The organism is Variovorax sp. V35 (assembly GCF_041154465.1).
GTDB lineage: Bacteria > Pseudomonadota > Gammaproteobacteria > Burkholderiales > Burkholderiaceae_C > Variovorax > Variovorax boronicumulans.
On record NZ_AP028666.1, the window covers coordinates 2907466 to 2926588 of the forward strand.

A 19123-nucleotide genomic window follows, 5' to 3' on the forward strand; every position below is an offset into this window, starting at 1 on the left:
TTCGCGGGGGATGATGCTGCGATGCAGCATGCATAAACCGTTCCTGCGCACGGCCCATTGCTTGACGGCTCACGGGCCGCTCCAGATACTCAACCGCATGGTTCACTCAGATGCCCTGGACGCCGTGTTTGCGGCCCTGTCCGACCCGACCCGCCGCAGCGTGCTCGAAGCGTTGGGTGAGGGCGGCCTCAGCGTGACCGAGCTTGCCGAACCGCACGGCATGTCGCTGACCGGCTTCATGAAGCACCTGCGCGTGCTCGAAGGCGCCGGCCTCATCTCGCGCACGAAGGCGGGCCGCGTCGTGCGCTGCGAGCTGTCGCCGGGCCCGATGCAGGAGGCCGCCGTGTGGCTCTCGCGCTACGAGAAGTTCTGGACCGGCCGCCTCGATGCCCTGGCGCGCTTTCTCTACCACCAGGAGGACACCGAATGGCGAAACCTTCCCCCGGCCCCACCGCCGGCCCCGGCACCGATCGCCCCTCGCTCACGCTCCGCCGGCACTTCCGCGTCAGCCCCGCCAAAGTCTGGCGCGCGTGGACCGACCCGCAAGCGTTGAAGCACTGGTTCGGCCCCGAGGAGATCGTCGACGTGCCGCTGGCCGAGGTCGACCTGCGCGTGGGCGGGCGCTTTCGCGTGACCATGTTGGCGGCCGACGGCGAGACGCACGACGTGAGCGGCACGTACCTGGAGGTCGTGCCCGAGCGCCGGCTGGTCTTCAGTTGGGCCTGGCGCAGCACACCCGAGCGCGAGTCGCGCGTCACCGTGCAGCTCGAGCCCGACGCGGGCGGCTGCGAGCTCGTGCTCATGCACCAGCAGTTCTTCGACGAAGCGGCGCGCGACGGCCACAACCATGGCTGGACCGGCTCCCTCGTCAAGCTCGAGAGTTGGTTGCTCGCCGGCGACACCGGGTGACGGCACAACCGACGGCCATCGCCGACACGCTCGACGCGATCTACCGCACCGAGTCGCGCCGCATCTTCGCCACGCTGGTGCGGCTGCTGGGCGATTTCGACCTGGCCGAAGAAGCCTTGCACGACGCCTTTCGCGCCGCGCTCGAACAATGGCCGCGCGAAGGCGTGCCGGCCAATCCGCGCGCCTGGCTGGTGTCGGCGGGTCGCTTCAAATCGATCGACGGCCTGCGCCGGCAGGCGCGCTTCACCGCGTGGGACGAGGCCACCGCCCACACCGACACGCTGGCCGACCCCGCGCCCGCCTGGCACGAGGCCGACCCCGATGTCGACGCGCTCGAGGACGACCGCCTGCGCCTGGTCTTCACCTGCTGCCATCCCGCGCTCGCGCCCGACGCCCAGGTGGCGCTCACGCTGCGCGAGGTCTGCGGGCTGGCGACCGAGGAGATCGCGCGCGCCTTCCTCGTGCCCGCGCCCACCATCGCGCAGCGCATCGTGCGGGCCAAGACGCGCATCCGCGACGCCGGCATTCCCTACCAGGTGCCGGGCCTGGCCGAGCTGCCCGAACGGCTCGACGCCGTGCTGCGCGTGGTGTACCTCGTGTTCAACGAAGGCTACGCGGCTTCGTCGGGCCAGAGCGTGACGCGCGCCGACCTCTCGGCCGAGGCGATCCGGCTCGGGCGCTTGGTGGCCGAACTGCTGCCCGACCCCGAGGCGCTGGGCCTGCTCGCGCTGATGCTGCTGCACGACGCGCGCCGTGCCGCGCGCACCTCGGCGCGGGGCGAACTCGTGCTGCTCGACGCGCAGGACCGCAGCCTGTGGCACCGCGGGCAGATCGGGGAGGGCGCGGCGCTGGTCGAGCGCGCGCTGCTGTCGCGCCGCTTCGGTCCGTACACCTTGCAGGCCGCCATTGCCGCAGTGCATGCCGAAGCGCCCGAGGCCGTCGACACGGACTGGCCGCAGATCGTCGGCTTGTACGACGTGCTGCTGCGGCTCGACCCCTCGCCCGTGGCCGAGCTCAACCGCGCGGCGGCCGTGGCGATGCGCGACGGGCCGGCTGCGGGGCTCGCGCTCATCGACGCGCTGCTCGCGCGCGGCGAGCTGGCCCGCTACCACCTGGCGCACGGCGCGCGCGCCGAACTGTGCCGGCGCCTGGGCCGCACCGATGACGCGCGTGAGGCTTATCTGCAGGCGCTGTCGCTGGTCCGCCAGCAGCCCGAGCGGCAATTCCTGGAGCGGCAGCTGGCCTCACTGCCGGACACGAAAAATTTTTGACAGCCCTTGTCGATTCCGGCCGTCGCCGTTCGACCAGTGATGTCCTCACTCACATCTGCAAGGAGATTCCGCATGAAATACCTCTGCCTCGTTCATTGCGACGAAGCGGTGCTTCGCGCGCTGCCGCCCGACGAGCGCCGTGCGCTCAATGCCGACTCGATGGCCTACGACCGCCTGCTCGAAGCCGCCGGCCACTTCATCGCCGCCGAGGCGCTGAGCCCGGTGCGCGCCGCCAAGGTGGTGCAGGTGCGCCAGGGCCAACGCTCGCACGTCGACGGCCCCTATGCCGAAGCCCGCGAGCAGCTGTGCGGCTTCATCCTGGTCGAGGCGCGCGACCTGAACGCCGCGATCCAGCTGGCGGGCCGCATTCCGATGGCGCGCTACGGCGCCATCGAGGTGCGTCCCATCGACGTCATGGAAATGATCGAAAACCCCGAGGGGAATGCCGCATGAGATACCTTTGCCTGATCTACGGAACCGACGCGCAGACGAGCCACTTCTCGGCGCAGGACATGGACCACTACATCAACGAACACATCGACTACGACGCCCATCTGCAGGCGCTCGGCAAGCTCGTCGTGGCCGAGGCGCTGCAGCCGGCCGGCACGGCGGTCACGGTGCGCATGCGCAACGGCAAGCTCTCGGTCACCGACGGGCCGTTCGCCGAAACCAGCGAGCAGCTGGGCGGCTTCTACCTGGTCGAGGCCGACAGCGAAGAAGAAGCGCTGCAGCTTGCGGCCGGCATTCCCTCGGCGCGCTTGAGCAGCATCGAGGTGCGCAAGGCCTGGTCGGCAAGCGACAGCGGAGCCGGCCCATGAGCGGCGCACTCGACCGGGCGGCGCCCGCCCGCGCCACGGCGCGCGAATGGACCGGGCTGGCGGTCATCGCGCTGCCGTGCATGCTCTATTCGATGGACCTCACGGTGCTGAACCTGGCGATCCCGTCGATCAGCGAAGACCTCAAGCCCACCGCCTCGCAGCTGCTGTGGATCGTCGACATCTACGGCTTCTTCGTGGCCGGCCTGCTGGTCACCATGGGCACGCTGGGCGACCGCATCGGGCGGCGCCGGCTGCTGCTGATCGGCGCGGTGGCGTTCGGCGTGGCCTCGGTGCTCGCGGCCTTCTCGACCAGCGCCAACATGCTGATCGCCACGCGCGCGCTGCTGGGCGTGGCGGGGGCGACGCTGGCGCCGTCGACGCTCTCGCTGATCCGCAACATGTTCCTCGACCCGGCGCAGCGCACCGTGGCCATCGGCGTGTGGATCTCCAGCTACTCGGCCGGCGCCGTCATCGGTCCGGTGCTGGGCGGCGTGCTGCTGCAGTTCTTTCCGTGGGGTTCGGTGTTCCTCATCGGCGTGCCGGTGATGGTGCTGCTGCTGGCGCTCGGCCCCTGGCTGCTGCCCGAGTACCGCGACCCCGACGCGGGCGCGCTCGACCTGGCCAGCGTGGCGCTCTCGCTGGGCGCGGTGCTGGCGGCCATCTACGGCATCAAGCAGGTGGCCGAGCACGGGCCCGACGCGGTGTCGCTGCTGGCCATCGCGGTCGGCGCGCTGCTGGGCTGGCTGTTCGCGCGCCGGCAGGGGCGGCTGGCCAACCCGATGATCGACCTGCGCCTGTTCAAGCTGCCGGCCTTCAGCGTCTCGCTGGGGGCCTACATGCTGGCCTGCTTCGTGATGTTCGGGCTCTTTCTGTACAACGCCCAGTACCTGCAGCTGGTGCTCGGCCTGCCGCCGCTGGCGGCGGGCCTGTGGAGCATGCCGGGCGCCGGCGCCTTCATCGTCGGCTCGATGATCGTGCCCGCGCTCACGCGGCGTCTGTGCCCGGCCTACGTGATGGGCGGCGGTCTGGGCGTGGCGGCGCTGGGCTTCGGCATGCTGGTGCTGCTGCCGGCGCAGGGCGGGCTGGCATGGATGGTGACGAGCGCGGTCATCTCTTCGCTCGGCCTGGCGCCGGTGTTCACCCTGGCCACCGACCTGGTCGTGGGCAGCGCACCGCCCGAGCGCGCGGGCGTGGCCTCGGCCATCTCGGAGACCAGCTCCGAGTTCGGCGGGGCGCTGGGCATCGCCATCCTCGGCAGCGTCGGCGCGGCGATCTACCGCGCGACCATGGCCGATGCCGTACCCGCCGGCCTGGCCGGTGCGGCGGCGGTCGAAGCCGCCCGCAGCACGCTGGGCGGGGCGGTCGCGCTGGCCGGGGAACTGCCCGGTACCACCGGCGCCGCGCTGCTCGACGCAGGGCGCGAGGCGCTGCTGCGCGCCCTGCGGCTGGTGGCCGGCCTGTGCGCCGTGGTGCTGCTGTTCGTCGGCGTGCTGGTGGCCGTGCGCCTGCGCAGCGTGGGCACGGCCCCGGCGCACGGCGCGCAGGAAGAGGGCGCCGTACCCCCGGGCGGCGCCGCATTGCCGGAGCGTTGACGAGCCTCCATACTGGGGCTTCCACGACGCATCCCACGACCGAACGGAGGCCCCATGAGCAACGAACTGCGCAAGAAGCTGCATGACCTGGCGGAACTGTCCGACAGCACCTCCGACCCGCAGACCAAGGCCATCGTCGAGGCGATCCGGCTGCAGACGGCGGTGCTGAACGAGCGGCTGTTCAGCATCGAGCTGCAGCTCGGCGCGCTCACCAAGCGCATGGAAAACACCACCGACTGAGTCGGCTGCTGCTTTGTGGGGATAATCCCCGGCATGAGCGGCAACACCTTCGGAACTCTCTTCGCGGTCACCAATTTCGGCGAGTCGCACGGCCCGGCCATCGGCTGCGTGATCGACGGCTGCCCCCCGGGCATGGCCCTGAGCGAGGCCGACATCCAGGGCGACCTCGACCGCCGGCGCCCCGGCACCAGCCGCCACGTCACCCAGCGCAACGAGCCCGACGCGGTGCAGATCCTGTCCGGCGTGTACGAGGGCAAGACCACCGGCACGCCCATTGCGCTGCTGATCCAGAACACCGACCAGCGCAGCAAGGACTACGGGCAGATCGCCCAGCAGTTCCGCCCCGGCCACGCCGACTTCACCTACTGGAAGAAATACGGCATCCGCGATCCGCGTGGCGGCGGGCGCTCCTCGGCACGCCTCACCGCACCCATGGTGGCCGCCGGCGCCGTCGCCAAGAAATGGCTGGCCGAAAAATACGGGATGGTGTTCCGCGGCTGCATGACGCAGATCGGCGAGATCGCCATTCCCTTCGAGAGCTGGGACCACGTCCCGAACAACCCCTTCTTCGCCCCCATCGCCGACGTGAGCGCGCTGGAGGACTACATGGACCGCCTGCGCAAGGCCGGCGATTCGTGCGGCGCGCGCATCCGCGTCACCGCCACCAACGTGCCCGTGGGCCTGGGCGAGCCGCTGTTCGACAAGCTCGACGCCGAGATCGCCTACGCCATGATGGGCATCAACGCCGTGAAGGCCGTGGAAATCGGCGCCGGCTTCGACAGCGTCACGCAGCGCGGCACCACGCACGGCGACTCGATCACGCCGACGGGTTTCCTCAGCAACAACGCGGGCGGCATCCTGGGCGGTATCAGCTCGGGGCAGGACCTCGAGGTGAGCATCGCGATCAAGCCCACCAGCTCGATCATCAGCCCGCGCCAGTCCATCGACATCCACAACAACCCCGTCGAAGTCATCACCAAGGGCCGCCACGACCCCTGCGTGGGCATCCGCGCCACGCCCATCGCCGAAGCCATGCTCGCGCTGGTGGTGATGGAACACGTGCTGCGCAATCGCGCGCAGTGCGGCGACGTGAACCCGCCCGTCGAGAAGACCGAAGCTGCGTCGCCGCAGTCGTCCTTCCTGTAGTGTCGACGCCGCCACCTGTGGCCGCGGGGCGCGGCCACCTGTTGGCATTCGCTGGCCTGTCGGCCAGTTACTTCGCGCACATCGGTTTCTTCAATCCGTACCTGCCGCTGTGGCTCAAGGACCTGGGCCTGCCGATCTTCACGATCAGCCTGCTCGCCTCGGTGCAATCGATCACGCGCGTCTTCGCGCCCTATGCCTGGGGCGCGCTCAGCGACCACACCGGCCAGCGCGTGAAGCTGCTGCGCTTCAGCGCCGCGGTGGCGCTGGCCAGCTCCTTCGGCCTGTGGTGGCACGGCGGCGCCTGGTGGCTCGCGCTGGTGCTGCTCGTGATGTTCACGCACACCAGCTCGATGATGTCGCTCACCGAAGCGGCCATGGCGCAGATCGTCGCGGGCGACTGGGGGCGCTACGGACGCATCCGCCTGTGCGGCTCGGCCGGCTTCCTGGTCACCGTGTTCGTCGCGGGCGAGTGGTTCGAGCGCTTCGGCATGAAGCACTTTCCGTACTGGGCCGCCGGCACGCTGGCCGTGGTGCTGCTCGCGACGATGAAGCTGCCCGACCTGCGCGAGCCGCCGGCCGCGCACGACGCCGTGAAGGAGCCCATCGGCCCCGTGCTGCGCATCCCTGCCGTGCGATGGTTCTTCGCGTCGCTGTTCTTCCAGGTGATGTCGCACTTCTCGGTGTACGCGTTCTTCTCGCTGTACCTCGATTCGATCGGCTACGGCAAGAGCACCATCGGCCTCTTGTGGGCGCTGTCGGTGGTGGCCGAGATCGTCTGGTTCTTCCTGCAGGGCCGGCTCATCGGCCTGTTGCCGATGCCGCGATGGATGCTGGTGTGCGGCATCGCCGGCGTGGCGCGGCTCGGCCTCACGGCCGGGCTCGGCGGCTTCGTCGCGGCGCTGGTCATCGCGCAGTGGCTGCATGCGCTGAGCTTCGCGGCGCACCACACGGCCTGCATCGCCGTGGTGTCGCGCCGCTTCCCCGGCCACCTGCGCGGACGCGGGCAGGCGCTGTTCACGGTGATCGGCTACGGCTTCGGCGGCGTGCTGGGCGTGCTGCTCGGCGGGGCGGTGGCGCAGGAGCTGGGGTATCGCACGATGTTCGCGCTGGCGGCGCTGCTGGCGGTGGCGGGGACGCTGTGCGCGTGGCGGATGGTGGTGCTCGAACCGTCGGGGCGCGCGGCCAAGGCCTGAGCCGGGTTCAGGGGAGGGCGCTTCGGGGGTGAAGTGTCATGGGCCGTACATGACCGAGTCACGGCCGCGACCTACGCTGGGTGCTTCCCAACGTTTTCTCTTGTCATGTCCGATTCCGTCGATCCGCGCGGCGCACGCGCGCTTCCGCTTTCCCCGTCTTCTTCCCCCTCCGCTCCCGACACCGAACGCGTCCCGCAACGCCGGCAGATGCTCAAGCTCGGCGCCTCCCTGCTCACCGTCGGCGGCAGCAGCGCCCTCATCGCCGCCTGCGGTGGCGGTGGTGGTGGCGGCTCAGGCTTCGGCCCGCTGCCCGCTCCCGCACCGGCGCCCAACCCGCCCGCGCCAGAACCCGTCGTGAGCAAGCGTTCGAGCTTCGCGCTGGCCGTGATGCCCGACACCCAGTTCTACGCGCGCTACGCCACCGCTGCCGAGAGTGACCAGTACGACAAGCGCTTCGGCAGTGCGCCCTTCGCGGCGCAGACGAAGTGGATCGCTGCCAACGCCAAGGCACTGCATATTCCCTTCACCATCCACCTCGGCGACGTGGTCGACCAGGTCGGCAAGCCCGACCAATGGAAGGTGGCCGATGCCGCCATGAAGGTGCTCGAAGACGCGAAGCTGCCCTACAGCGTGCTGGCCGGCAACCACGACGTGCTGAACGACGTCGACTACGGCGTCGACCCCGTCAATGGCACCGACGCCGCACGCAACCTGGCCGCCGAGCCCTACCTGCAGTGGTTCGGCACCGAGCGCGCAAAGAAGCAGGCCACCTTCGGCGCTCGCGACACCAGCGGCTTCCACGAGTACCACGTGTTCGAGGCGCAGGGCCAGAAGTTCATGGTGCTGTCGCTGTCGTGGCGCGTGTCCGACGCGGGCATCGCGTGGGCGCGGCAGGTGATCGCGAAGAACCCGACGCTGCCCGTGATTTTGGTCAACCACCAGCTGCTCAACATCGCGCCCGACGGCACCAGCCCGCTGGAAACCGACTACGGCAAGATGTTGTGGGAGAAGCTGATCCGCGACAACGACCAGATCTTCATGACGCTCAACGGCCACCACCACGGCGCCGCGCACCTCACGAAGACCAACGACTTCGGCCACAAGGTCGAGGAGATGGTGGTCGACTACCAGATGGCCTACCAGGGCGGCAACGGCCTGATGCGCCTGTACGAGTTCGACCTGACGAACAAGCAGATCAAGGTGCTGTCGTTCTCGCCCTGGGTGCCGCAAAAGCCCGCTGCCACGCTGAACGCCTTCGACCAGGCCGTGCTCACCACGCCCAACGAGGCCTTCACCATCGAGATGGATTTCGCGCAGCGCTTCGCCGGCTTCAACAAGGGCTTTGCCGCGGGCGAGGCCACGGTCGAGCAGTCGCTGGTCGAGCAGGCGAAGGCGCTGATCCTGGCCAACTACAAGGACGCCGAGGCCACCGTGCAGCGGCCCGCCGCCGATGCGGAGGATTACCCCAAGGTCGCGAACACGCTGGCGCACTGGCGCTTCGTCGGCGGTGCGGTGAACCAGCCGGTGCTGCCGGGCACCGTGATCGCCGACGTGACGGGGACCAATCCGCTGCGTCGCGATGCCCTGAACCAGAGCGTCATCCGCAATGCCACCGACGGCGACATCATCTGGACGGACGACCGCCACCGCCTCTCGGCCGCGCCGGGCTCGGTGCGCTTCCTCAGCACCAACAAGAATCCACCGCCTCGGATGAGCTATTTCCTCACCGACCCGGCAGCGCCGATCAACGCGCACACGCTGGACCAGGGCTACACCGTCGAAGCCTTCGTGAAGATCGACAAGGCCTGGACCAGCAAGGACCACGCGTGGATGAACATCATGACGCGCGACGGTCGCAGCGAGGACCTGCCTGGTTTCCTGGGCGATGTCGAGGCACCACCGATGCTGTTCGCCATCTCGAGCCTGCGCGAAGTGCAATGGGAGGTCGTGCCGAGTCCGGCGGGAACGCCCCGGGCCAAGACCAACTGGTCGGGCGAGGTCATTGCCGACCGCTGGGTGCACATCGCGATCGTCAACGACCCGGTGTCGCACGACACCACGATGTACGTCGAAGGCGCGCCGGTGCTGCGCAACGTCGCGGCGGCGCAGGGCCTGGCTTCGGTCGGGGCCACCTCGCAATGGGTGGTGGGCGGCGGCTCGTGGGACGGTGCGCGCGCCGACGGCTTCTTCGGCCACATCGGCGAGGTGCGCGTGGTGGCTGCGGCCCTGGCGCCGTCGCAGTGGCTGACGGCGCGCAGGGCGGGCTGACCGCCCTGCGAGGCCGGTAGCCCGGGAGAAGGGCTACTTCTTCTTCCCGGCCTTGCCCGTCTTCACGGGCTTGACCACGGCGGTCTTCGCCGTGCCCGCCTTGCCGCCCCCCACCTCCTTCTCGAACATCGCAAAGTACTCCGAAGCCATCTTGCGCAGCGAGCGCCCGATGTTCGCGTAGTCGTACTCGTTGAGGTTGGCCAGCGACACGCGCCCCGAGGGGTGCTTGCCGCCGAAGCCGCGACCGGGCAGCAGCACGATGCTGGTTTCGGCGGCGATGCGGAACAGCGCCTCGTTGGGCTGCAGCTTCGTGAGAATCCACTTGCCGAAGCGCTCGCCATGCATCTGCGTGGCGATGTCCTGCAGGTCGAGCAGGTGGTAGTAGCTCACCGAGTTCGGGTCGGGCTGCAGCGGCAGGCCCAGCTCGCGGTACAGCGCCTCCTTGCGCCGCGAGACGATGTGCTTCATCGACTTCTTGTAGGTCTCGCCCTCGTCCATGAGGCAGAACAGCGAGAACATCACCATCTGCGCCTGCACCGGGGTCGACAGGCCGGCCGTGTGGTTCAGCGCGACGGTGCGGCTGTCGGCCACGAGGCGGTCGATGAACTTCAGCTTGCGTGGCTCGGTGGTGATGGAGCTGTAGCGCGCGTCGAGCTCCTTGCGCTTGGCCTCGGGCAGGGCGGCGATCTTGCGGTCGAGGATGTTGTCCTCGTGCGTGGCGACCACGCCCATGCGCCAGCCGGTGGCGCCGAAGTACTTCGAGAACGAATACACCAGGATGGTGTTCTGCGGGCAGATCGCGAACAGCGACAGGAAGTTGTCGGCGAAGGTGCCGTACACGTCGTCCGTGAGGATGATGAGGTCGGGCCGCTGCTTCACGATGTCGGCGATGTAGCCCAGCACCTCGTCGCTGATCTTCACCGAGGGCGGGTTGCTCGGGTTGCACAGGAAGAAGGCCTTGACCTTCGGGTCGAGCAGCTTCTGCAGCTCCTTCTTGGTGAACTGCCAGTTGTTCTCGGGCGGCGCATCGATCAGCGCCTCGATGAGCTGGTAGTCGTTCAGGTGCGGGATCTCGATGTAGGGCGTGAAGATCGGCATGCCCAGCGCGATGGTGTCGCCCGGCGACAGCAGGTGGTTCTCGCGCAGGCTGTTGAACAGGTAGGTCATGGCGGCGGTGCCGCCTTCCACCGCGTACATGTCGAACTTGCCCACGAAGGGGTGGGTGCCGATCATTTCCTTGTGGATGTACTGGCCCACGACGATCTCGGTCAGGCGCAGCATGCGGTCGGGCACCGGGTAGTTGCAGCCCAGGATGGCCTCGCACATCTCGTAGATGAAGTCGCCGGCCGACAGGCCCAGCTGGTCGCGCACGTAAGACACGGCGGCCTCGATGAAGCGCACGCCGGGCTCGCCCTCGTGCGACTTGGCGAAGAGCTCGAAGCGCGCCTCGATGCCCTCGCGCTGCGGAAAGCCGCCCACGTCCGCCATGTAGATGTACGAGCGCTCGGCCTCGGTCATCGCGAACAGGCCGAACTGGAAGAAGCCGTGGCGCGGGGTGGTGGCCAGGAAGTTCGGGTTGCCGCGGCCGGCGTTGAGCATGAGGCGGTCACTCTGTCGTGCGACCTGGATCAGCGCATCCTTCAGTTCGAACGGGCTCAGGCCGCCCAGCTTTTTCACGTCGCCGAAATCCATGGAGTACTCCTTGGTTGATAAAAAGAAAGAAGAAAAAAAAGGGAAGGCGCGGTGCTCAGACCAGCGCCACGATCAGCGGCCCCAGCAGCGTGAGGAACACGTTGGCCAGCGCGTAGGTGATGGCGAAGGGCACGGTGGGAATGGCGTTCTCGGCCTTGCCCAGCACTTCGCCGAAGGCCGGGTTGGCGCTGCGCGAGCCGCTCAGCGCACCCGCGAAGACGGCCGTGTTGTCGTAGCGCAGCACGTAGCGCCCGAACAGCATCGTGAGGATCATCGGCACGAGCGTGACGACCACGCCGACGCCGAAGATGGTCAGGCCCAGTTCCTTGATGGTCTGCACGGCCTGCAGGCCCGACGTCAGGCCGACCACGACCACGAAGCCCGCCAGGCCCAGGTCTTTCAGCAGCTGCACCGCACTGGGCGGCAGCGCGCCGAAGGTCTGCTTCTTCGCGCGGTACCAGCCGAACAGCAGGCCCGACAGCAGCGCGCCGCCGCCGGCGCCGAGCGTCAGCGGGATGGCGCCGATCTTCACGCTCAGCAGGCCGACCAGCAGGCCCACCACCAGGCCCGCGCCCAGGTACACGAAGTCGGTCTTGGCGCTGGGCACGATCACGTCGCCGACGAGGGAGGCGACGCGCTTCACGTCCTGCTCGGCGCCGAAGATCGACACCAGGTCGCCCACCTGCACCACGGTGTCGGGCTTCATCGGCAGCACCTGGCCCATGCGGCTGAGCTGCACCACGAAGATGCCGTGGCGCACGCCGCCGGCGGTGGCCTGGCGGATCTGGTCGACGGTCTTGCCGCCGAAGTCCTTGTTGGTGAGCACGATCTCGCGCTTGTTCAGCGTCAGCTCCATGCCGTCGACCGCGTCGACCTCCTTGCCCAGCAGCGGCGCGCTCGCCACCACGGCATCGCGCCGACCCACGGTGAGCACGTAGTCGCCCTGGCGCAGCACGAGCGTGGGGCTGACCTCGACGAACTTGCCGTCGCGCTTCACGCGCTCGATGGTGATGGTGGTGGCCGGGTTGGCGTTCTCGATGTCGGCCACCGTGCGCTGCGGGTCGCTCGTGAGCTGGTAGATGCGCCCGACCAGCGAGGGCGCGGCTTCTTCCTGGTCGGGGCCGAGCACCTTCACGCCGGCCTGCATCGCGGTCTCGGCCGCGATCGCGTCGTCGCGGATGCTGCGGCCCATGAGCTTGGGCAGGATGTTGACGCACACGATGATCGCGCCGAACGAGCCGAACACGTAGGTCACGGCATAGCCGATGGCCACGTTGCCCTGCAGTCGCGCGGTTTCGGCCGCGGCGAGGCCGAGCTTGCCGATGGCGTCGCCCGCGGTGCCGATGATGGCGCTCTGCGTGAGGCCGCCGGCCGCCACGCCCGCCGCCAGGCCCTTGTCGAGCCCGAACAGCTTGGCCATGACCACCACGGTCGCGAGGCCCGTGGCCGCCATCACGGCGGCCAGGATGATTTCCTTGATCGACTGCTTGCCCAGCGAGCTGAAGAACTGCGGCCCGCTCTCGAAGCCCACGGCGTAGATGAACAGCGCGAACAGCACGGCCTTCACGCCGCCGTCGATCTGCACGCCGACCTGGCTGACGATCACCGCCACCAGCAGCGAGCCGGCGACGCCGCCGAGCTGGAACTTGCCGAACTTGATCTTGCCGATCCAGTAGCCGACAGCCAGTGAGAGGAAGAGCGCCATTTCGGGCGACTTCTTGAAGAGTTCATGCAGCCATTCCATAGGGGAAGTCCTTTCAGGGCATCAATGAGAAGAAGAGGGGGGAGGGCGTGGGGCGGCGGGTCGTTCTATTTCGCGTGCTGCACCAAACCGGCCAGGGCCACGATCAGCGGGCCCATCAGCGGCAGCACGACGTTCGAGATGGCGTAGGTGATCGTGTAGCCCAGCAGCGGCGTGGTGTTGCCCGCGGCGTTCTGCACGGCGCTGAGCGCGGGCGTGCTGCACTGCTGGCCGGCGATGGCCCCGAGCAACACGGGCGCCTCGAGCTTGAGCAGGCGGTGGCCGACGAACAGCGAGATGCTGGCCGGCACCACCGCGACGGCGATGCCCACCAGCGGCAGCGCAACGCCGAACTTCTGGACCAGCGCCAGCGCCTGCGGCCCCGAGGCCAGGCCCACGCAGGCGATGAAGGTGGCCAGGCCCAGGTCCTTCATGAGCGCCAGCGCGTCGGCCGGCACGCTCAGGCGGTGCGGGTGCTTCGACTGGTACCAGCCGAAGGCCAGCCCCGTGAGCAGCGCGCCGCCGCCGGTGCCGAGCGAAAACGGAATGCCGCCGAGCTTCGCGCTGAAGCTGCCGATGAACACGCCCAGCAAAATGCCCGCGGCGGCGAAGCTGATGTTGCTGCGCGTGGAGGCGATCACGCGGTCGCCGACCTGTGCGATGGCGCTCGCCACCTCGGGCGCGGGGCCGTAGAGCTGGAGCACGTCGCCGCGCTGCAGCGTGAGGTCGTTCACGAGCGGCATGGCGTGGCCGTCGCGCGCCACGCCGATCACCTGCACAGCGGACGGCAACTCGTTTTCCAGCATGCGCAGTCCGCGACCGAACCACTCGCGGCGGTTGGCGACGACCTCGGTGGTCTCGACCACGGTGTCGAAGGCGGTGGTGTCGGCGAACTCGCGGCCCAGCAGCTCGCCCACGTTGACGAGCGCGCTGCGCCGGCCGATGGCCAGCACCTGGTCGCCCACGCGCAGGTGCAGTCCAGGCTCGACCGCGAGGCTCTGGCCGTCGCGCACCACGCGCTCGATGCTGGCCTGCCGCCCGAGGATCGACGTGAGCTCGCCGACCGAGCGGCCACGACCCACGGTGACGCGGAACACGCGCCCGACCATCTCGGGCGTGGCGCTGGCGGCCTCCGGGTCGTCGGCGCCGCCGCCCATGGTCTTCCAGAGCTTGTCGGCTTCGGCGCGCAGGTTCACGCGCAGCAGCAGCGGAAACACCTGGCTCGTGACCACCACGATGGCGATCAGCCCGAAGACGTAGGTGATGGAGTAGGCCGTGACCACGTTGGCCTGCAACTGCGCGATCTCGGCGGCGGGGAGCGAGAGCTTCGAGATCGCGTCGGTCGCCGTGCCCACCACCGCCGATTCGGTGGCCGCGCCCGCCATCAGCCCGGCGGCCGTGCCGCGGTCGAGCGACAGCAGCACGGTGGCGCCGAGCACCAGCGCGAGCACTACCACCACCTCGACCAGGCACAGCAGGCCCAGCCGCAGGCCCTTGGCGTCGAGGTTGGCGAAGAACTGCGGGCCGCCCGCGTAGCCGAGCGCAAAGATGAAGAGCATGAAGAACACGTTCTTCACGCTGTCGTCGAGCCGGATGCCCAGTTGGCCGACCACCAGCGCGGCAATCAGCGTGCCGCAGATGCCGCCCAGCTGGATCGGCCCGAAGCGGATCTGGCCCACCGCGTAGCCAATGCACAGCACCAGAAACAATGCGATTTCCGGACTGTTTCTGAGTATTTCCACAAGGTGGCCGAACATCTGCCGCGATCCCTCCGGGTTATTTGTTCATTCGAGCGGGTCGGCGGATCGCAACGAAAAAAGGAGCACTGCATCCATTGGCATCAACGGCTGGCGAGTGGTGGGGCTCCAGCGAAAACTTTATTTTTCGTTTTGCGAATTGCCGATTCTTTGCATCTTCGATGACGATAAATCAACATCCATGACAATTGTCAAAATCAGAAAAGAATTGAGCGAGCGGCAATAGAAACGAGGCCGTTTGAATTACAAATTACGCGCTGCACGGAATCCTCCGTCGCAGTCAGCTCTGACCGCACGAACCTGTCCGGCCTCGGGTTTTCGATAACTCAAATTGCTTGATTTAGTCGGTCGACTGCTCGATAGTCCCCCTCGTCCGAATGCCTTCCCGCTCGTTGGCGGGTGGTCATCCGGTTCCATAGCAAGTACGGCAGGCGCTGTGCGCCCGCCCCCCTGAAGGAGACAACCTCATGTTCATCAGCCCGCGCTTCGTTCCCGCCCTGGCCGTCCTGGCCCTTGCCGCATCGGCCACGTCCACGGCCCTGGCCGCCGACCCGCCCGTCATCGGCCTGGTCACCAAGACCGAGACCAACCCCTTCTTCGTGAAGATGAAAGAGGGCGCGCAGGAGGAGGCCAAGAAGCTCGGCGCCAAGCTGCTGTCGGGGGCAGGAAAGGCCGACGGCGACAACGCGGGCCAGATCACCGCGATGGAAAACATGATCGCCGCCGGCGCCAAGACCATCCTCATCACGCCCAGCGACGCCAAGGCCATCGTGCCGGCCATCAAGAAGGCACGCGACAAGGGCATCATGGTGATCGCACTCGACAGCCCGGCCGATCCGCCGGACGCCACCGACGCGCTCTTCGCCACCAATAACTACACGGCCGGCGTGCTCATCGGCGAATACGCCAAGGCCGCGATGGCCGGCAAGACGCCCAAGATCGTCGCGCTCGACCTGCTGCCGGGCCATCCGGTGGGTGCGCAGCGTCACAACGGCTTCATGAAGGGCTTCGGTCTGGCTGCGAACGATGCCAAGTCGAACGAGCTGTCCAAGTCGCCCGAGATCGTCTGCATGGCCGACAGCTTCGGCGACCAGGCCAAGGCGCAGACCGTGATGGAGAACTGCCTGCAGAAGGCGCCCGACGTGAACCTGGTCTACACCATCAACGAGCCCGCCGCGGCCGGTGCCTACAACGCGCTCAAGCGCGCGGGCAAGGAAAAGGGCGTGATGATCGTCTCGGTCGACGGCGGCTGCCAGGGCATCAAGGACACGGCCGCCGGCATCATCGCCGCGACCTCGCAGCAGTACCCGCTGAAGATGGCCGCCATGGGCGTGGCCGCGGGCGTCGAATTCGCCAAGACCGGCAAGAAGGCTTCGGGCTACGTCGACACCGGCGTGACGCTCATCGCCGGCAAGAGCGTGGCCGGCGTCGACAGCAAGGACACCAAGACCGGCACCGAGCTGTGCTGGGGCAAGAAGTAAACGGCCCCGGTCTATAGGGAGGCACACCGATGGCGAAATCTCCGACGCACCACATCCCGTGGGGCGCCCTCGGGCCGTGGCTGGCCCTGCTCGGCGCCTGCATCTTCTTTGCGACGCAGTCCGAGCGTTTTCTCACGGGCGGCAACCTGTCGCTGATCCTGCAGCAGGTGATGGTGGTGGGCGTGATCGCCATCGGCCAGACGCTGATCATCCTCACGGCCGGCATCGACCTGTCGTGCGGCATGGTGATGGCACTGGGCGGGATCATCATGACGAAGTTCGCCACCGAGCTCGGCCTGCCGGTGCCGGTGGCCATCCTGTGCGGCATCGGCGTGACGACGCTGTTCGGCCTGCTCAACGGCCTGCTGGTCACGCGCATCAAGCTGCCGCCCTTCATCGTGACGCTGGGCACGCTGAACATCGCGTTCGCGATCACGCAGCTGTATTCGTCCTCGCAGACCATCACCGACCTGCCCGCCGGCCTCACGGGCCTGGGCACCACCTTCACCATCGGCAGCGCCGAGGTGGCGTGGGGTTCGGTGCTCATGCTGGCGCTTTATGCGCTCGCGTGGTTCGTGCTGCGCGAGACGGCGGCCGGCCGGCATGTCTACGCGATCGGCAACAACGCCGAGGCCACGCGGCTGGTGGGCATTCCCACGCAGCGCGTGCTGCTCGCGGTGTACGTGGCGGCGGGCGTGTTCTACGGCATCGCCTCGCTGCTGTCGGTGGCGCGCACCGGCGTGGGCGACCCGAACGCGGGCCAGACCGAGAACCTCGATGCCATCACCGCCGTGGTGCTCGGCGGCACCAGCCTCTTCGGTGGGCGCGGCATCGTGCTGGGTTCGCTCATCGGCGTGCTGATCGTGGGCGTGTTCCGCAACGGGCTCACGCTGATGGGCGTGTCGTCGATCTACCAGGTGCTGGTGACGGGCGTGCTCGTGATCCTGGCGGTGGCGGCCGATCAGCTCTCGCGCAAGGGAGCCCGCTGATGAACACCGTGGCCAACCCCAAGATCGTGATGCAGGCCAAGGGCCTGGTGAAGCGCTACGGCCAGGTCACCGCGCTCGACGGCGTCGACTTCGAATTGCGCGAAGGCGAGATTCTCGCGGTGATCGGCGACAACGGCGCGGGCAAGTCGTCGCTCATCAAGGCACTGTCGGGCGCCATCGTGCCCGACGAAGGCCAGATCCTGCTCGACGGCGCGCCGGTGCATTTCCGCAACCCGCTGGACGCGCGCCGCGCCGGCATCGAGACGGTCTACCAGGACCTCGCCGTCGCGCCCGCGATGACCATCTACGAGAACCTCTTTCTCGGCCGCGAGCTGCGCCGCCCCGGCTTCCTGGGCAACGTGCTGCGCATGCTCGACAAGAAAAAGATGCTGCTCGAAAGCACGGCGCGCATGGCCGACCTGAAGGTCGGCATCCAGTCGATGACGCAGGCCGTCGAAACGCTCTCGGGCGGCCAGCGCCAGTGCGTGGCCGTGGCGCGCAGCGCGGCCTTCGCGCGGCACGTGGTCATCATGGACGAGCCCACCGCCGCGCTCGGCGTGAAAGAGGGCAACATGGTGCTCGAGCTGATCCGCCGCGTGCGCGAGCGCGGCCTGCCCGTGGTGCTCATCAGCCACAACATGCCGCACGTGTTCGAGGTGGCCGACCGCATCCACGTGGCCCGCCTGGGCAAGCGCGCGGCCGTGCTCAATCCGAAGAAGATCAGCATGAGCGACACCGTGGCCGTGATGACCGGCGCCATGACCGCCGACCAGTTGCCTGCGGAAGCCCATGCTTGATACCGATGCCCTCGAGCGCCCGTCGGCCTTGCTGCGTCCGCGTGGCTCCAACCAGGTGGGCATGCGCCAGTTCAACGAGCGCGTGGTGCTGCAGGCGCTGCGCGTGCACACCAGCCTGCCCAAGGCCGACCTCGCGCGGCTCACGGGCCTGAGCGCACAGACCATCGGCCTCATCACCGCGCGGCTCGAGGACGACGGCCTCATCGTCAAGCAAAGCCGCGTGCGCGGGCGCATCGGCCAGCCCTCGGTGCCGCTGGCACTGAACCCCGACGGCGCCTTTGCCATCGGCGTCAAGCTCGGGCGGCGCGGCGCCGAGTGGCTGCTGATCGACTTTGCGGCACGCGTGCGCGAGCACCACGCGATCCGCTACGAATTTCCGGACGCCGAGGCGCTGCTGCCCGTGATCGCCGAGCACATCCACCGCCTGCGCGACGGGCTCGGGCTGCTGGCCGCGCGCAATGTGGGCGCAGGGTTGGCGGCGCCGTTCCAGCTTGGCGGCTGGCATCGCACGCTGGGGCTGTCGAAGGCGCAGTCGGACGAATGGAACCAGATGGACCTGCTGGCCGAGGTGCGCGCGCGCACTGACGTGCCCGTGGGCTTCGCGCGCGACACCGTGGCGGCCTGCGTGGCCGAGCTGGTGACGGGGCGCGGGCACGACCTCAAGAGCTTTCTCTACATCTTCGTTGACACCTTCGTGGGCGGCGGGCTGGTCATCAACTCGCACCTGCACACGGGCGCGCACGGAAACGCGGGCGCGCTCGCGTCGATCCCGATGCGCACCGAGAAGCCCTCCGAAGGCCTGTCGACGCAGGTGGTGGCCGAGGCGTCGCTGTGGGAGCTCGAGCAACGCCTGCGCGCCGAAGGCCTCGACGCCACGGCGGCCTACGACGACCGCGCGCTCGAGGCGCCGTTCGCCGCGGCCACGCAGGCCTGGCTCGGCAGCGCGTCACGCGCGCTGGCGCATGCCATCGTCAGCAGCACCGCGGTGCTCGACCTGGCCGACGTGGTGATGGACGGCTCGATGTCACGCGCGCTGCTCGACGCGCTGCTGGTGCAGACCCGCGCGGCGCTCGCGCAATGCAACTGGGAAGGCCTGTGGGCGCCGCAACTGCACGGCGGGCGGGCGGGGGCGCAGGCCTGCGCGCTCGGCGGCGCGATGCTGCCGCTGCACGCCAACTTTGCGCCGGACCACGATGTGTTCTTGAAGGCGGGGTGAGCCGCTCAAGAGC

The 19123-nt window shown here is 68.6% G+C and carries 16 protein-coding genes and 1 pseudogene; 14 read left to right on the top strand and 3 right to left on the bottom strand.

The features are described 5' to 3' along the window. Positions 1-97: 97 nt before the first annotated feature. From ACAM42_RS13465 to ACAM42_RS13510, 10 genes and pseudogenes are all read left to right on the top strand, one after another. Positions 98-277, top strand: a pseudogene (locus ACAM42_RS13465) (ArsR/SmtB family transcription factor); the annotation flags it as partial. Between the two features lie 149 nt (positions 278-426). After that, positions 427-909 (top strand): SRPBCC domain-containing protein, encoded by a 483-nt coding sequence (locus ACAM42_RS13470; protein ID WP_369632295.1) that lies wholly within the window; start codon positions 427-429, stop codon positions 907-909. Continuing rightward, positions 906-2180 (top strand): RNA polymerase sigma factor, encoded by a 1275-nt coding sequence (locus tag ACAM42_RS13475; protein ID WP_369632296.1) that lies wholly within the window; start codon positions 906-908, stop codon positions 2178-2180. The genes ACAM42_RS13470 and ACAM42_RS13475 overlap by 4 nt, the downstream gene beginning before the upstream one ends. 72 nt (positions 2181-2252) lie before the next feature. Then, positions 2253-2633 carry a YciI family protein gene (locus ACAM42_RS13480; protein WP_139703818.1) on the top strand — a complete coding sequence of 127 codons (381 nt, stop codon included), beginning with the start codon at positions 2253-2255 and terminating at the stop codon, positions 2631-2633. Continuing rightward, a complete protein-coding gene (locus tag ACAM42_RS13485; RefSeq protein WP_369632297.1) occupies positions 2630-2998 on the top strand; it encodes a YciI family protein in 369 nt (122 codons plus the stop codon). The genes ACAM42_RS13480 and ACAM42_RS13485 overlap by 4 nt, the downstream gene beginning before the upstream one ends. Further along, on the top strand, positions 2995-4590 hold the full coding sequence (locus ACAM42_RS13490; protein WP_369632298.1) for an MFS transporter: 1596 nt from the start codon (positions 2995-2997) through the stop codon (positions 4588-4590). The genes ACAM42_RS13485 and ACAM42_RS13490 overlap by 4 nt, the downstream gene beginning before the upstream one ends. 54 nt (positions 4591-4644) lie before the next feature. Beyond that, positions 4645-4830, top strand: coding sequence for a hypothetical protein (locus tag ACAM42_RS13495; protein WP_369632299.1), 186 nt, complete (start codon positions 4645-4647; stop codon positions 4828-4830). A gap of 33 nt (positions 4831-4863) precedes the next feature. After that, complete coding sequence (gene aroC, locus ACAM42_RS13500) at positions 4864-5976, top strand: chorismate synthase (RefSeq protein WP_369632300.1); 1113 nt, start codon at positions 4864-4866, stop codon at positions 5974-5976. Continuing rightward, complete coding sequence (locus ACAM42_RS13505) at positions 5976-7169, top strand: MFS transporter (RefSeq protein WP_369632301.1); 1194 nt, start codon at positions 5976-5978, stop codon at positions 7167-7169. Before aroC ends, ACAM42_RS13505 begins: the two co-directional genes overlap by 1 nt. Positions 7170-7274: 105 nt before the next feature. Next, positions 7275-9437 (top strand): LamG-like jellyroll fold domain-containing protein, encoded by a 2163-nt coding sequence (locus tag ACAM42_RS13510; RefSeq protein ID WP_369632302.1) that lies wholly within the window; start codon positions 7275-7277, stop codon positions 9435-9437. A 33-nt stretch (positions 9438-9470) separates the two neighbouring features. On the opposite strand, the gene ACAM42_RS13515 is transcribed toward ACAM42_RS13510, so the two are convergent. The 3 genes from ACAM42_RS13515 to aspT (ACAM42_RS13525) all read right to left on the bottom strand — a co-directional run bounded on the left by ACAM42_RS13515 (position 9471) and on the right by aspT (ACAM42_RS13525) (position 14570). Beyond that, complete coding sequence (locus ACAM42_RS13515; protein WP_369632303.1) at positions 9471-11129, bottom strand: bifunctional aspartate transaminase/aspartate 4-decarboxylase; 1659 nt, start codon at positions 11127-11129, stop codon at positions 9471-9473. Positions 11130-11184: 55 nt separating this feature from the next. After that, positions 11185-12873, bottom strand: coding sequence for an aspartate-alanine antiporter (gene aspT / locus ACAM42_RS13520; RefSeq protein WP_062475727.1), 1689 nt, complete (start codon positions 12871-12873; stop codon positions 11185-11187). Positions 12874-12938: 65 nt separating this feature from the next. Then, positions 12939-14570, bottom strand: coding sequence for an aspartate-alanine antiporter (gene aspT, locus ACAM42_RS13525; RefSeq protein WP_369632763.1), 1632 nt, complete (start codon positions 14568-14570; stop codon positions 12939-12941). Between the two features lie 524 nt (positions 14571-15094). Between aspT (ACAM42_RS13525) and ACAM42_RS13530 the strand changes: the two genes are divergently transcribed. Genes ACAM42_RS13530 through ACAM42_RS13545 form a run of 4 tightly spaced genes read left to right on the top strand, consistent with a single transcriptional unit; the run spans position 15095 to position 19110 of the window. Further along, on the top strand, positions 15095-16108 hold the full coding sequence (locus ACAM42_RS13530) for a sugar ABC transporter substrate-binding protein (RefSeq protein WP_369632304.1): 1014 nt from the start codon (positions 15095-15097) through the stop codon (positions 16106-16108). A 29-nt stretch (positions 16109-16137) separates the two neighbouring features. Continuing rightward, the gene (locus ACAM42_RS13535; RefSeq protein ID WP_369632305.1) at positions 16138-17097 is read left to right on the top strand and encodes an ABC transporter permease; all 960 of its coding nucleotides are present in this window, start codon (positions 16138-16140) and stop codon (positions 17095-17097) included. Beyond that, positions 17097-17894, top strand: a complete 798-nt coding sequence (locus tag ACAM42_RS13540; RefSeq protein WP_070059425.1) for an ATP-binding cassette domain-containing protein — start codon at positions 17097-17099, stop codon at positions 17892-17894. The genes ACAM42_RS13535 and ACAM42_RS13540 overlap by 1 nt, the downstream gene beginning before the upstream one ends. Further along, complete coding sequence (locus tag ACAM42_RS13545; protein ID WP_369632306.1) at positions 17887-19110, top strand: ROK family protein; 1224 nt, start codon at positions 17887-17889, stop codon at positions 19108-19110. Before ACAM42_RS13540 ends, ACAM42_RS13545 begins: the two co-directional genes overlap by 8 nt. The last annotated feature ends 13 nt before the right edge of the window (positions 19111-19123 follow it).